Source organism: Flavobacterium sp. LMO6, from assembly GCF_009495795.1.
Lineage (GTDB): Bacteria > Bacteroidota > Bacteroidia > Flavobacteriales > Flavobacteriaceae > Flavobacterium.
The window spans coordinates 1-509 of the sequence record NZ_WIBH01000067.1; the positions used below are offsets into that span (position 1 = coordinate 1).

At 38.1% G+C, this 509-nt stretch carries 1 protein-coding gene; it reads left to right on the top strand.

Features of this window, described 5'->3' with window-relative positions:
• A partial coding sequence (locus GFJ99_RS13530; protein WP_162524034.1) for a hypothetical protein occupies nucleotides 1–509 on the top strand: 509 nt, incomplete at both ends.

Here is a 509-nt window from a genome sequence, read left to right on the forward strand (position 1 = left end):
TTTTAGTAACGCCAGTTGTACCTACAATAGCAACAACAGCGCCAACTTGTTTGGCAGATGGTTTTAGTGAAATCAGTAATTACGATGGTGCATTAACGTATGTATTTACACCAGCAGGACCATCAGTAGATGCAGCAGGATTAATATCAGGAATGATGTTAAATACTATGTACGAAGTAACGGCATCTAATGCTACTTGTACATCAGCAGCGTCAGCTCAGTTTAGTAATTTACCAATTTTAGTAACACCAGTTGCACCTGTAGTTTTAGAAACAGCACCAACGTGTTTAGCAGCAGGATTTGCTAACATTACAAATTATGATGCAGCTTTAACTTATGTATTTACACCAGCAGGGCCAACAGTTGATGGTACGGGATTAATATCAGGAATGACATTTGGCGTAAGTTATGAAGTTGCTGCTAACAACGGAAGTTGTTTATCAGTAAATTCGGCAGCATTTACAATTCAAGATATTTTAGTAACGCCAGTTGTACCTACAATAGCAACA